Source organism: Micromonospora sp. NBC_00898, assembly GCF_045207895.1.
Classification (GTDB): Bacteria; Actinomycetota; Actinomycetes; order Mycobacteriales; family Micromonosporaceae; genus Micromonospora.
In genome coordinates, this window is the sequence record NZ_CP108775.1 from 1,622,100 (window position 1) to 1,634,343 (window position 12,244).

13 protein-coding genes and 3 pseudogenes are annotated in these 12,244 nt (G+C 71.8%); 10 read left to right on the forward strand and 6 right to left on the reverse strand.

The window, feature by feature from the left end; all coding sequences use genetic code 11:
- Window positions 1–19: 19 nt before the first annotated feature.
- Entirely contained in the window at window positions 20–943 is a 924-nt protein-coding gene (locus OG799_RS07800) for a DUF3500 domain-containing protein (protein ID WP_406046234.1), read from the reverse strand.
- 217 nt (window positions 944–1,160) lie between these two features.
- Window positions 1,161–1,433: pseudogene (locus OG799_RS07805) on the reverse strand (ankyrin repeat domain-containing protein); the annotation flags it as partial.
- Between the two features lie 69 nt (window positions 1,434–1,502).
- Here OG799_RS07805 and OG799_RS07810 point away from each other — a divergent pair.
- The 9 genes and pseudogenes from OG799_RS07810 to OG799_RS07850 all read left to right on the forward strand — a co-directional run bounded on the left by OG799_RS07810 (window position 1,503) and on the right by OG799_RS07850 (window position 6,605).
- Entirely contained in the window at window positions 1,503–1,880 is a 378-nt protein-coding gene (locus OG799_RS07810; RefSeq protein ID WP_406044378.1) for a signal peptidase I, read from the forward strand.
- Window positions 1,871–2,224 (forward strand): annotated as a pseudogene (locus OG799_RS07815) (winged helix-turn-helix domain-containing protein); the annotation flags it as partial. The gene OG799_RS07810 and the pseudogene OG799_RS07815, both read left to right, overlap by 10 nt.
- A gap of 330 nt (window positions 2,225–2,554) precedes the next feature.
- Window positions 2,555–3,163, forward strand: a complete 609-nt coding sequence (locus OG799_RS07820; protein WP_406044379.1) for a winged helix-turn-helix domain-containing protein — start codon at window positions 2,555–2,557, stop codon at window positions 3,161–3,163.
- Window positions 3,164–3,213: 50 nt separating this feature from the next.
- Window positions 3,214–3,843 (forward strand): uridine kinase, encoded by a 630-nt coding sequence (locus OG799_RS07825; protein WP_406044380.1) that lies wholly within the window; start codon window positions 3,214–3,216, stop codon window positions 3,841–3,843.
- A gap of 198 nt (window positions 3,844–4,041) precedes the next feature.
- Window positions 4,042–4,440 carry a TraR/DksA family transcriptional regulator gene (locus OG799_RS07830; RefSeq protein ID WP_406044381.1) on the forward strand — a complete coding sequence of 133 codons (399 nt, stop codon included), beginning with the start codon at window positions 4,042–4,044 and terminating at the stop codon, window positions 4,438–4,440.
- A gap of 48 nt (window positions 4,441–4,488) precedes the next feature.
- On the forward strand, window positions 4,489–5,361 hold the full coding sequence (locus OG799_RS07835) for a DUF72 domain-containing protein (RefSeq protein WP_406044382.1): 873 nt from the start codon (window positions 4,489–4,491) through the stop codon (window positions 5,359–5,361).
- Between the two features lie 290 nt (window positions 5,362–5,651).
- A complete protein-coding gene (locus tag OG799_RS07840) occupies window positions 5,652–6,080 on the forward strand; it encodes a DUF2267 domain-containing protein (RefSeq protein WP_406044383.1) in 429 nt (142 codons plus the stop codon).
- 29 nt (window positions 6,081–6,109) lie between these two features.
- The gene (locus tag OG799_RS07845) at window positions 6,110–6,505 is read left to right on the forward strand and encodes an SDR family oxidoreductase (RefSeq protein WP_406044384.1); all 396 of its coding nucleotides are present in this window, start codon (window positions 6,110–6,112) and stop codon (window positions 6,503–6,505) included.
- Entirely contained in the window at window positions 6,498–6,605 is a 108-nt protein-coding gene (locus OG799_RS07850; protein WP_406044385.1) for a hypothetical protein, read from the forward strand. Before OG799_RS07845 ends, OG799_RS07850 begins: the two co-directional genes overlap by 8 nt.
- A 225-nt stretch (window positions 6,606–6,830) precedes the next feature.
- On the opposite strand, the pseudogene OG799_RS07855 reads toward OG799_RS07850, so the two are convergent.
- The 4 genes and pseudogenes from OG799_RS07855 to OG799_RS07870 form a co-directional block, all read right to left on the reverse strand.
- A pseudogene (locus OG799_RS07855) lies at window positions 6,831–8,191 on the reverse strand (low temperature requirement protein A).
- Between the two features lie 552 nt (window positions 8,192–8,743).
- Complete coding sequence (locus tag OG799_RS07860) at window positions 8,744–9,694, reverse strand: alpha/beta fold hydrolase (RefSeq protein WP_406044386.1); 951 nt, start codon at window positions 9,692–9,694, stop codon at window positions 8,744–8,746.
- A gap of 304 nt (window positions 9,695–9,998) precedes the next feature.
- Window positions 9,999–10,193: a hypothetical protein gene (locus OG799_RS07865; protein WP_406044387.1), complete on the reverse strand. Its 195-nt coding sequence runs from the start codon at window positions 10,191–10,193 to the stop codon at window positions 9,999–10,001.
- A 706-nt stretch (window positions 10,194–10,899) separates the two neighbouring features.
- On the reverse strand, window positions 10,900–11,649 hold the full coding sequence (locus OG799_RS07870; RefSeq protein ID WP_406044388.1) for a PIG-L deacetylase family protein: 750 nt from the start codon (window positions 11,647–11,649) through the stop codon (window positions 10,900–10,902).
- Window positions 11,650–11,953: 304 nt separating this feature from the next.
- Between OG799_RS07870 and OG799_RS07875 the strand changes: the two genes are divergently transcribed.
- A complete protein-coding gene (locus OG799_RS07875; protein WP_406044389.1) occupies window positions 11,954–12,244 on the forward strand; it encodes a hypothetical protein in 291 nt (96 codons plus the stop codon).

Below are 12,244 nucleotides of genomic sequence, written 5' to 3' on the forward strand. Positions count from 1 at the left end.
CGTCGGACCGCTGCGGGCGTCAGTGGGCGGTGGCGTGGTGGGCGGCGAGGACGTCGGCGCCGAAGTCGCTGGCCGGGCGGCGTAGGACGGTGTGCGCGTGGTTGCCGTCGTCGGTGGTGTTGTCGTACTCGATCAGCAGGTCGTCGCCCTGGACCCGGTAGTAGTGCCGCTGCCCCGGCCGGGTCGGGCCGGCCCAGGCGAAGTGCAGCTCCCCACCGTCGAGCCGGCCGGCCTCCCGGGCGGCCAGCTCCGGCGGGAGCCGGTCGAGGTAGAGGGCGACGAGCTGGTCGAGCAGCGCCCGGCTGGTCGGGGTCAGGCGGTCGCGGGGCACCCCGAGCGGGTCGAGCCGGGCGGGGGCGGTCGGTCGGGTGGCGCTGATGATGTCGCCGGGCGCCTCGTCGGCGATGATCGCCGCGGCCCGTCCCGCCGGCCCGAGCGTGTCCAGCAGCTCCCGGGCCAGGTCCTCCTCCGGACCGAGCGGCCGGGAGACCGGCCGGCCGGCGTGCCGGACGGTGGCCGGGTTGGCACCGAAGAAGAGCGGGGCGGGGGAGACCTGGTCGTCGACCACGGTCATGCTCACCGAGAGATGGTGCCCCTCGATCCGCCAGCCCCACCGGTCGTCGGCGACCGGGTCGCCGAAGAGGGCCACCCAGTAGTCGCCGCTGTGCCGGCCGCGCCGCCAGCCCTCCGCCCGGTCGAGCACCTCCTCCAGCGCGATGATCGCCATCGCCTGCGCGTAGGCCGGCGGGCTCAGCGCGGTGGCGAGCAGCCGGTGCGCCGCCTTGCGGGCCGCGACGTCCAGGTCGGCGAGGGGCACGCCGGGTCGGGGTCGCGGCCGGTACTCCAGCCACCGCCGGGCCGGCTCGTCGTCGAAGGCGTGGCCGGCGCGCTGCCGGCCCGACTCGTCGAGCGCCGCCAGCAGGGCGCCGGCCGCCGTGCGCATCTGCTCGGGTACGGGATCTTCCACCGCATCTGTATACCGCCCCGCCGGCCGGCGCACCGGCGACCGGGGCGGCTCGGGGACGACACGCCGCCGGAGGATCAGCTCCGGCCGAGCGCCGCCAGCATCTCCGGCAGGTCGAAGAAGCGGGCCGTCTCCACCGCCGAGGGGCTGCCGTGGTCCGGTCGGCGCCGGCGTCGAGCAGCACGCGTACCGCCTCGGTGTTCTGCCGGAAGACCGCCGCGGCGAGCGCGGTCTGGCCCCGGTCGTTGATCCGGGCGTGGTCGGCGCCGCGGGCGGCCAGCGCGGCCACGGTGTCCGGGTGGGCGTGGTACGCGGCGAGGATCAGCAGCGTGTCGCCCTTGTCGTTGGTCATGTTGACCGGCAGGCCGGCGTCGACGTACCCGGCCAGTTCCTCGGTCGACCCACCGCGCGCCAGGTCGAACATCCGGTGCGCGAAGGCGAGCGTCTCCGCGTCGAGGTCGTCGGTCATCAGTCCAGGTTAGTGGGACCCCGGCCGGCCGCGCCTGGTAGCTTGCCAGCCCGGCGGGGGAGGGGACGGATGGACGATTCGGTGTACGTCGGCAACGCGGGCGTGGACGGCGCCACCGACGCGGGCTGGCTGCTCGGCCACTTCAAGCCGCCGGGGGACGTCCGGCACAGCACCGAGGTCGAGGTGAAGTGGGGTGTGCACCCGGCGGGGGAGGCCCGTTCACAATGGGCCACCGGCGAGCGCCGCACCGCGCTGCTGGTGCTGATCAGTGGCCGGTTCCGGGTGGAGCTGCCGGACCGCACGGTGGTGCTCGGCGCGCCCGGCGACTACGTGGTGTGGGGCCGGGGCGTCGACCATTCCTGGTACGCGGAGCGGGAATCGGTGGTGCTGACGGTGCGCTGGCCGTCGGTGCCCGGCTACCGGGTTGACCCGCCGCTGTTCCGCTGAGCGGCCGGCCCGTGCGGCACGTCGTCCCAGCATCCGGTCCCGACGCGGTACGGATCCTGGCCGGCTCCCGGCTCGTCCGCCGCGGCCCGCGGGGGATCCCGCTGACCCGGATCGAGTACGACCTGCTGCTCTTCCTCGCCGAGCACCCGCGCCGGGTCTTCACCCGTCGGCAACTGCTCGCCAACGTCTGGGGTTACGAGCACGCGGTGGCCCGGACCGTGGACGTGCACGTCCGCCGGCTGCGCGCCAAGCTCGGCGCGGACACCCCGCTGGTGACCACCGTGTACGGCGTGGGCTACCGGCTCGCCGACGAGGCCCGCGTCGAGGTGGACCGGGAGCGCTGAACCGGCGGAGCCACGCGGCGGGCCGGGTGCCCGGGGTCGGCGCGGCCCGGGCCCCCGGCGTTCCCGTGTCCGCACCGCGTGAGCAGCGGCCGTGCGATGCCACCGGCCAATGTGAACCGGTCGGGGACCCCCCCTGTATCGGGCCATCCCGGCGACTCTGCTGTAATCATCTGGCCTCGCACGGAGAGCGAGCGGGTGGCTCCGATGTGTTCGTCAATTGTCACATTCATGCAACGTAGCCGCCCCTTGACCCTCGCACAGGCGCCGGGAAGCATCGATGAAGCGGCGTCCCGGGCCGTGGGGAGTTACCCGGACCAGCCAAGGAGGACCATGTCGGTCAGCCCCGCCTCGTCGCGCGCCGGATGGCATACGTCCCAACCCGCGGTTCCCGGTCGTCCACCCGGCGGCCAGCGTCGCCCCGCGAACACGGCCGCACCCGTGCTCACGGTGACCCTGTCCATCCCGCTCGCCTGCGAGGAGTCCCTGACCCCACCCGCGCGCCGGCTGCTGGAGGCCGCCCGGGAGATGCTGGAACGCGGTGACGCGGTCATCTCCAGCGGCGCCGGCCCGGCGGAGCGCCGCCCCGACCCGGTGCCGGCCGGCCGGTCCCCGTCCCGCCCCCTCGCGCCGACCATTCCGACCCTGCACATCCTGGCCGCCTCCCGCTCGGTGCTGCGCGACGGCGAGCCGCTGCCGCTGACCCGGCTGGAGTTCGACCTGCTGCTGCACCTGGTCGCCCACCCGCGCCGGGTCTTCACCCGGCTGCAACTGCTCAACGCGGTCTGGGGCTACGAGCACGCCGGCGTCCGCACGGTGGACGTGCACGTCCGGCGGCTGCGTGGCAAGGTCGGCGTGGACGTCCCTCTGGTCACCACCGTCTACGGCGTCGGGTACCGGCTCGCCGACGACGCCCGCGTCACCATCGACCGCACCGGCTGAGCCCGCCGGGTCCCTCGCCGGCCACCGGCCCGGCCGGGCACCATGGTCGGATGCGCGTCCGCCCGATCACGCCCGAACGACTCGTCGCCGAGCTGGCCGACCGGCTCGCCGGCACCGCCGTGTCGGGCCGGCTCCGGGTCGCCGTCGACGGTCCCCCGGCCGCCAATCCCGACGCGCTGGCCGCGGCCCTGGTCGACCCGCTGCGCGCCGCCGGGCGCCCGGTGCTGCACGTGCTCGCCACCGACTTCCTCCGCCCCGCCTCGGTGCGCCTGGAACAGGGCCGGACCAACCCCGACGCCTACTACGAGGGCTGGGTCGACGAGACCGGGCTGCGCCGGGAGGTGCTCGACCCGGCCGGCGCGGACGGGTCGGGTCGACTGCTCCCGTCGCTCTGGGACGCCGCGACCGATCGGGCCAGCCGCGTCGGGTACGTCGAGCTGCCGCCCGGTGGGGTCGTGCTGGTCAGCGGGGCGCTGCTGCTCGGCGGCGGGCTGCCCTTCGATGTCACCGTGCACCTGGAACTCACCCCGGCCGCGCTGGCCCGGCGTACCGACCCGGACCTGCGCTGGACGCTGCCCGCCTTCGCCCGGTACGCCGACGAGGTCGCGCCGGCCTCCTTCGCCGACGTGGTGGTCCGGGTCGACGACCCCCGCCGCCCGGCGGTGGTGGAGCCGGGCTGAGCCGACCCGCGGACCTGCCGTGGCGAACCGGACAGGCGACCCGTCGGCGGGCGAAAAATCGTCGGTTTGATTCTTTCCGGGTGCGGGTAATCGCCCGGCTCACAGAGCACGGGTGATCTCACCCGGGCCACCGACGAACAGGTCCGGGGCGTCGCAGCGCCCCGGACCGATGTGAGGCCCCACGAAAGGCAGGCAGCGATGCTCGTCCACGACACGGTAGCCACGGGCCGGTCCCAGGCGGAGATCGACCAGATCCGGGAGTCCCTGCGGTCGCGCTACGACGAGCTGACCGCGGAGTACGACCAGGCGGTGCTGCAGAGCCAGGTGCTGCGCCTGGTGGAGGTCGGCGACACCGCCGGCGACGACCAGGCCGACAGCGGCACCAAGACCGCCGAGCGGGACACCGCGCAGTCCCTGCTGCGCACCATCCTGGACCGGCGCGCCCAGTTCGAGCACGCGCTGACCCGGCTCGACGAGGGCACCTACGGGTTCTGCGAGGGGTGCTCCGCACCGATCCCGGTGGAGCGACTGGAGATCTTCCCGTCGGCCACCTCCTGCGTGGCGTGCAAGCAGACCCGGGAGCGGCGGGCGGCCTGAGCGCCGCGGCGAGTTGCCGGTCGGTCCGACACGCGGTGGACTCCACCCATGGGTGAGATCAAGGTGGGCACCGCCTCGTGGACCGACCGGACCCTGCTCGACTCCGGCTGGTATCCGCAGACGGCGGACACCCCGGAGAAACGGCTGGCCCACTACGCCAGACAGTTCCCGCTGGTGGAGGTCGACGCCACCTACTACTCGCCGCCCGCCGAGCGGACGGCGCGGCTGTGGGTGGACCGCACCCCGCCCGGGTTCACCTTCAACATCAAGGCGTTCAGCCTGCTGACCGGGCATCCGACCCGGGTCGGCGCGCTCTACAAGGATCTGCGCCCGGAGACGGACAAGAAGAACGTCTACCCCGACGACCTGCCGCCGCAGGCGTACGAGGAGGTCTGGACCCGCTTCCTGTCCGCCCTGGACCCGCTGGTCGAGGCGGACCGGCTCGGCGCGTTGCTGTTCCAGTTCCCGCCCTGGTTCACCATCAAGCGGGACAACAAGCAGTACCTGCTGGAGGTGGCGCGGCGCTGCGCCCCGCTGCGCCCGGTCTTCGAGTTCCGGCACGCGTCCTGGTTCGACGGTGACAACTGCGACGAGACGCTGAGCTTCCTGCGCGAGCACGAACTGGCGTACGTCTGCGTCGACATGCCGCAGGGGCACAGGTCCTCCGTCCCGCCGGTGTTGGCCGCGACCGCGGACCTGGCGGTGGTCCGGTTCCACGGGCACAGCGACAAGTGGACCAGCAAGGACATCCACGAGAAGTTCGGCTACGAGTACTCCGAGCGGGAGCTGCGGGACTGGGCGCCGAAGCTGCGCGAGCTGGCCGGTGAGGCCGAGCAGACGCACGTGCTGATGAACAACTGCTACCGCGACTACGCCCAGCGCAACGGCCAGCAGTTGCGGGCCCTGCTCGGCGCGGACTGATTCACCCGGGTCGGGTGAGGCCGGCTCACCCGCTCTCCCCGCAGCATGGGCGGTGTGTGCGGTCCGTCGACCGACGCGACCGCAGGCCGACAGGAGGTGGGCCATGACGGTGCGGGTGGTAGCGGATGCACGCCGCGGCGGGGTGCTGCACGTGGTCGGGAAGTCCGACGTGCCCCGGCGTGGCGAGCGACCCGGGCGGTTCAGCCCGACCCGGCTCTGGCGGGGGCCCAGCGGGCCGCCGCGCCGCACCGACGACCGACGCTGGGAAACCGACGCACGGGGGTGGGCAGATGGCTGAGCAGCTGATTTCTGCGGTCGAGTCCTCACTGGACAAGACGAACCTGATTCTCAAGGACATCGAGCAGGCGTACGGCTGGCCGAAGGAGCAGCGCAACCAGTCCTACGCGGCGTTGCGCACGGTGCTGCACCTGCTGCGCGACCGGATGCCGGTGACGCAGAGCGTGGAGTTCGCCCAGCAGTTGCCGGTGCTGGTTCGCGGCATGTACTTCGACGGCTGGCAGCCCGACAACGTGCCGATCAAGCTGAACCGGGAGGACTTCCTCTACGAGGTCCGCCAGGGCTTCCCGTACGACGTGGAGGGCGGCACTGAGCGGGTGGTGCAGGTGGTGCTGGACACCCTGCGCCAGCACGTCACCCAGGGCGAGTGGCAGGACGTCAAGTCGCAGATGCCGAAGGACCTGGGCCGGATGATTCCCTGACCGGCGCCGTCCCGGCCCGCTCCACCCCGGTGGGGCGGGCCGTCGGCGCAGTTCGCGCCTATGGGATCACCCCACACGTCGCCCGCCGCGGCACCGGCCATGGCTCCGGCCTGGGCGTGCACCGGTGGGTGGTCGAACAAACCATCGCGCTGCTGCACTGGTTCCGCCTGCTGCGCGTGCGGTGGGAGATCCGCGACGACATACACGAAGCGGTCAACAACGCGGGCGTGTTCGTGGCCAAGCCGTTCACCGACTACACCGACGAGGAGTACGACCTGGTCACCGGGATCAACCTCGCCGGCTTCTTCCACCTCACCCGGCGCGCCCTGCCGCACCTGCTGGCCACCGGGGCGGAAGACCCCGATGCACCCGGTCGAGACCCACGAGACGCTCGCCGGCCTGCACCCGGTCGGCCGGATGGGTAAGACCAGCGACGTCGTCGACGCCGTCGTCTACCTCGAGTCGGCGCCCTTCGTCACCGGCGAGATCCTGCACGTCGACGGCGGCCAGAACGCCGGTCACTGACCCCCAATCCCAACCCGGATGAGGAGCAGACGATGCCTTCGATTCTGAGGACGTGTCGGGCAGGCTGTCTCCCATCACTCGTGTGGGAGGTGGTGGCTGGTGGGTAGACGTCCGGAGGTGTGTCCGGCAGGTGTCGATGGCCGAGGGTCAGCGGTTGCAGCGCATTCGCCATCGGATCCAAAATCCGCCACCCGGATTACCCGTTCAAGGCTGCATGACGAGGCACTAGCTGCCGGTCGGATGCGGCTGGGTGGGCCGGTTCTCGGCGACGGCCACCACGAGAAGCACTCCGGTCGTTGTGACGCTGACGCCGATCAGCGGCAACCAATGGGCGGTGACGGCGGCGACGAGTATGGCGAGCAGGCCGATCAGGCGGGGCCAGGACAGCCGGCGGTAGATGGTGGCGGACAGTAGGACCCGACCGGCGAGAAACAGAGCGGGGCCGGCGACCGTGATGGCGATGGCCGCGCCGGATCCCTGTTCAGTCGGGTGCGCGATGACAGCTTCAGCGGCGACGGAGGAGGCCAGGACGCCGGCGATCATGACGAGGTGCAGGTCGCCAGTCAGCGTGCTGAACCAAAACAGACCACGCTGCTCGATGGCGGCGCCGAGATACGTTCCCGCCGGAGTGACGTACGACAACCCGATCAGCACCGTGGCAGCGAAGACCACCAGAAACGCAGCGGAGTGGAGGAGACCCTTGTCGGTCCGGGAGTAGACCAGACCGGCGGAGAACAGGAGCTCGCCTAGAGCGATGATGAAAATCTGCTGGTACCGCTCGGTTAGATGGGCCCCTCGCAGTCGCAGTTCCTCCGGCCGCGCCCGGCCAAGCCGGGGCGCCCGCCATCCCAGTAGCGGCCCGGAATAGTCGAGTGCCAACGCCGCCACCCACGTCGGTATTCGCGCCGCCGCCCAGAATGCCCCCCCAGCCACAGGACCCCAGACGTGCTGAAACAGACGAAGATTCTCAAGGGGCGCCTGCGCAGCGGATGCCCCCGCAGCGCCAGCGCCGCGAAAGCGCTCCGACCTACGTGAACGGCGACGTAGGTGCCGGCGAAGAGAGCCGCCTGTCCCTCCTCGACGTACGGGACAGCGGCGCTCATCAAGATCACGCCCAGGGTCGAGCCGACCAGCAGAGTCCGCACCCTGCGGTTGGCGCGTGCATACCAGTCGGAGAACCAGGTGGTCACCACCCAGACCCACCAGAGAGGCAACAGGAGAAGGACGGTGTTCAGCGCTCCGGCGACGGTCATGTTGGACAGGAGGACCCCGGACAGCTGCCTCAACGCCAACACGAATGCCAGATCGAAGAACAGTTCCGGGAAGGACGCACTGAGCGGTTCGTCGCGCTGTCGCAGCAGCGGAGCCGGCATCCTCACGTCGCCCCCTGACGCCTTCGGCACTTCAGACCACCGTGACCACCTTTGCGGCATTTCCCGGCAGGGCTCCCCGCCGGTGGTTGCTGACTGTCCTCGTGGGCCACCATCGGCGCCAGCCGGGGTGGAACGCCAGTTTGTCGTTGGCCTACGGCCGCCACCAACTGCTGGCCGCACGTCAGGGGTCACGGACCGCGTCAGCTGCGTCATCGTCCTTCGGGGAAGAGGCGCCGTCAGGAGACGTCGTTGAGCCGCGGGTCCACGGATTGTCCGGTGCCGAGGCTAGCCAGGTGCTCGACCGGCCGCACGTTCAGCAAGTGGCCTGGGACCGCCTAGGCCGTTGATGCCGCCCAGGAGCTGGCGACTCGGATACCACCGGGCCGGGCATGACCGCGACCGCAGACCGGGGAGGCGAGATCACTATCCGCGCCAAGGGCGGCAGCGCCTGCTGGTTCTTCTATGCCCGGGACGGGTTGCCTTGAACATGTCGACTGGGCGCGCTGGCAGGGGCTGCACGGCTCGACGCGCGGGCGGTTGGGGGACTTTCATCGCGGCGGTGGCGGGCGGCCACGACCACTCGTGGCAGCACACCGTCGCGAATTGCCTGGCCAGATGACCGCCGCGGCGGGGCCGCCACCGGTCTGGCCTCGTCCGCCGGGCTGACGGCAGGAACGCGGTCTCGTCGGCGATCAGCACCCGGTGGCGGTGGCTGCCCTCAGGCCCGCCCCGGCGAGCAGCGGACAACGACGTGACGTCGGTGTGCTAAGCCTTGGAGGCGCCCACCGCCGCCACTTCGCGGTACGAGGCAAGGAAGGCGGTCAGCGCCGCCAGCATCGCGTCGGGAGCTTCCTCGGCGACGAAGTGGCCACTGTTGGGAATGACCGCGGTCTGCACGTCGTCCGCGAGGAGCTTCATCGCTTCCCCGACCTTGTCGCCGCTGCTTGCCGCTCCGCCGATCGCCAGGACGGGCATGGCGAGCCGGGTGTTCTTGCGCTTCTCGTTCTGCGTCATCATCGCGTCCCACGCTCGGTAGAACCCGAAGCTGCCGCGCAGGGAGTCGGGGTTGGAGAGCAGACCGACGTAGTAGTTGATCAGGTCGTCGGGCAGCTTCCCGCCCTGGATGGTGAACTCCCAGCTGAAGAAGAGTTTCTCCCGTCCCTGGACGAGTTGTTCGTTCAGCTTGTTGATCCGGTTGAAGGGGATGTGCCAGAACCGGTCGTTGAGCGGCCCGGGAGCGAACATGGGCGGTGAGGGGACCGCCCCCGGAGGCCCGGGAACCTCGGCGAGGGCCACCCGGTCGATCCGGTCCGGGTGGTCCGCGGCCAGCGCGTAGCCGATCGGGAGTCCGGTGTCGGTGCCGACCACGGCGAAGCGCTGGTGGCCGAGTGCGTCCATCAGCGCGACCATGTCGTTGGCCTGGGTGCCGGGGTCGTACCCGTCCTCGGGCTTGTCGGACAGCCCCATGCCGCGCTGGTCGACCGCGATGACCTTGAAGTCCCGGGCCAGGGTGGGCATCAGCATGCGCCACGCGTACCAGTTCTGCGGCCAGCCGTGCACCAGCAGCAGCGGCGGTCCGTCGCCGCCGACGACCGCGTGCAGGCGCACCTCGCCGATGTCGACGTACCGGCTGGTGAACGTGTCGGTGAACCCTGCCGGAAGCCCCGGCGCCTGCGAAACGGAGCCAGGGCCCTCCGGGACGGAAGTCGAGCTCATGACGATCTCCTCTCACCGCACCTCAGGGAGTCGGCACAGGATCGATGCCGGCCCGATCACCCCCGCGCTGCCCATCCCCGGCTCGATCCAGGGAAACTCCCTGGCCGCACGCCTCGGCGGTGGCCCTGCGGGGGCGTCACCGCTTCAAATTACGCAGAAACACCGGGGCGCGAGAACCGGATCAGGAAAATCCCCGGCGCGATGGACCGCTCCGCGCCGAGACCGGCTCCGACGTCGAGCGGGCCAAGCGGTTCCACAAGGCCCTGGAGTGGCAGGAGGACGCCGACTTCGCCGGCGACGGGAGTTAACCCGCCCGCCGAACGGCCCGGATCATCTGCTCGGTGTGGCGGCTGATGGCGGCGACCCACGCCGTGCACAGTTCCGGCTCTTCCCGGGCCGCGAAGTGGCCGCCCTTGTCGACCTCGTTGACGTAGCTCAGCTGGCGGTAGGCCTGCTCGGTCCAGTTCCTCGGCGCGCGGTAGTTCTCGCCCGGAAACACCGTGACCGCAACCGGCAGGCGATGATCCTGCCGGCCTGGTCGAGCACGACATTCTCAGACCCGATCGTCCACTCGCCGGCGAGGGCCCAGTGGTTGAAGCGCAGGCGCTCGGGGACCCTGGTAGGCGCGGCGTTCATCGAACGCGGCGCCGTCCGGTGACGCGAAGTGCTCGCCGCGCCCGTAGCCGCGATAGGTCTCGGGGTGCGGAGGTGGTCCCAGTCGGCCTCGGCCTCCAAGCCGAGCCCTTCGACGGGACGAGTTCGCTCTCGAGGCCGAGCAGCCGCTGGATGACCCGCTCCGATTGCTCGTAGCGTCCTTCGCCCGAATGGTGGTTGCGGATGATGCCGTCCGCGTCGACGAAGTAGAGCGCTGGCCAGTAGTGGTTGTGGTACGGCCGGTCCGCGGCCTGCCGCAGCGCGGCCACGAAGCACAGGTCGAAGTGCAGTTCCAGCGGAGTGACCGTCCGGTACGGCTCGTCGGTGGGGCGGGCGCCCCATTGGCCGGTACCAGGTGCGCGAGGGAGCCCGTGGATGACTCGCCGTGCCGGACATGGCAGCACCTCAAACGGCTCGCGTGACGAACGGTCCCTGGGCCGATCCTTCCGAACACCACGGCTCCCGGGCGGCCTCTCATCAAAGTCGTCACGTTGGCGTGGCCGGCCTGCCTGACGAGACCGCCGCGGCATGAGCCGGAATCACGACCCGTCTCAGAAGAGGTCGAAGGGGAAGACCTCGAAGGCGGCGCCGTGGCGGACCCCGAGCCGGGTGCCGGCGGGCCGGCTGATCCCCTCCAGGAACTCCTCCATGTCGAAGCTCCCGTCCCCGAGCCCGCGCAGGTAGGCGTCGTGCGCCCGCAGCGACGCCACGCCCCGGTCGAAGGTCGCCGTCACGTCCACCCCGCGCCGCGACTCCGGGGAGGCGGCGGCCCAGACCTGCCGTACCCGGTTCCACGGCTCGACGCCGTCGACCAGCTGCTCCGGGAAGATCCACCGGTTGCCGGCGTCCCGCACCGCATCCAGCACTGCGCGGCCGGTGGCGATGTGGTCAGCCTGGTTGAGCGCGTACGCCCCGTCCCAGGTGTCGCGGAAGTTGTTGGTGATGACGATGTCGGGGCGGTGCCGGCGGACCACCGCGGCGATGTCGCGGCGCAGCGCGACGCCGTACTCCAGCAGGCCGTCGGGCAGCCCCAGGAACTCGACCGTGTCCACCCCGACCAGGGCGGCCGACTCGCGCTGCTCCCGTTCGCGGATCTCCCGGGTGCGTTCCGGCCGCATCCCGTCGATGCCCGCCTCGCCGCGGGTGACCAGGCAGTACACGATCTCCTTGCCCTGCTCGGTCCAGCGCGCGACGGCCGCCGCCGCGCCGAACTCCAGGTCGTCGGGGTGCGCCACCACCGCCAAGCCGCGCTGCCACTCCTCGGGCAGCGGCTCCAGCGGCTCGAAATGTGGTTCCCCCATTGCGCCCTCCTCCGGCCGGTCCGGGGTCCATCGTGGCACCGCTCGGCCGCTGCCGCTGGCTGGTGCGCGGCGTGGCCGCGCTTCGGCTTCCAGGGCACCACCCGGGCGCCGACCGTCCCCGTCCACCTCCACCCTCAACGGCGTGACCTGCCGCAATGGGTGAGCCCGGGTGGGCCCAGGCGAACCGTCGGTGCCGCCGGGAACCGCCGTCTACGGTGTGGTTAGAGAAGATCGCGCGTGGGGTACCACCCGCCGCAGGACGGACCCCGGCGTACGACGGGGCGGCACACCCGAGGGAGCACCCATGGCACTCAACGACGACGACATGCAGACCACCAGCGGCGGCGGCGCCGAGGGCCCGGCCGACGGTGGGGCGACCCCGGGACAGCAGGACGGTGGCGCCGACGGCGGCGCGGACCGTGGCGCGGAGCGTGGCGCCGACCAGGGGGCCGACCGTGGCGCCGAGGGCCCGGCCGACGGTGGCGCGACCCCGGGCCAGCAGGACGGTGGCGCGGACGGTGGTGCCGAGGGCCCGGCCGACGGCGGCGCGACCCCGGGCCAGCGCGACGGTGGCGCCGACGGCAGCGCCCGCTGA

Coding starts and splice junctions, on each gene's coding strand:
- OG799_RS07800 (WP_406046234.1), bottom strand. CDS start 943: ATGCGCACGGCGGCCGGCGCCCTGCTGGCGGCGCTCGACGAGTCGGGC.
- OG799_RS07810 (WP_406044378.1), top strand. CDS start 1,503: ATGGACGATTCGGTGTACGTCGGCAACGCGGGCGTGGACGGCGCCACC.
- OG799_RS07820 (WP_406044379.1), top strand. CDS start 2,555: ATGTCGGTCAGCCCCGCCTCGTCGCGCGCCGGATGGCATACGTCCCAA.
- OG799_RS07825 (WP_406044380.1), top strand. CDS start 3,214: ATGCGCGTCCGCCCGATCACGCCCGAACGACTCGTCGCCGAGCTGGCC.
- OG799_RS07830 (WP_406044381.1), top strand. CDS start 4,042: ATGCTCGTCCACGACACGGTAGCCACGGGCCGGTCCCAGGCGGAGATC.
- OG799_RS07835 (WP_406044382.1), top strand. CDS start 4,489: ATGGGTGAGATCAAGGTGGGCACCGCCTCGTGGACCGACCGGACCCTG.
- OG799_RS07840 (WP_406044383.1), top strand. CDS start 5,652: ATGGCTGAGCAGCTGATTTCTGCGGTCGAGTCCTCACTGGACAAGACG.
- OG799_RS07850 (WP_406044385.1), top strand. CDS start 6,498: ATGGGTAAGACCAGCGACGTCGTCGACGCCGTCGTCTACCTCGAGTCG.
- OG799_RS07860 (WP_406044386.1), bottom strand. CDS start 9,694: ATGAGCTCGACTTCCGTCCCGGAGGGCCCTGGCTCCGTTTCGCAGGCG.
- OG799_RS07870 (WP_406044388.1), bottom strand. CDS start 11,649: ATGGGGGAACCACATTTCGAGCCGCTGGAGCCGCTGCCCGAGGAGTGG.
- OG799_RS07875 (WP_406044389.1), top strand. CDS start 11,954: ATGGCACTCAACGACGACGACATGCAGACCACCAGCGGCGGCGGCGCC.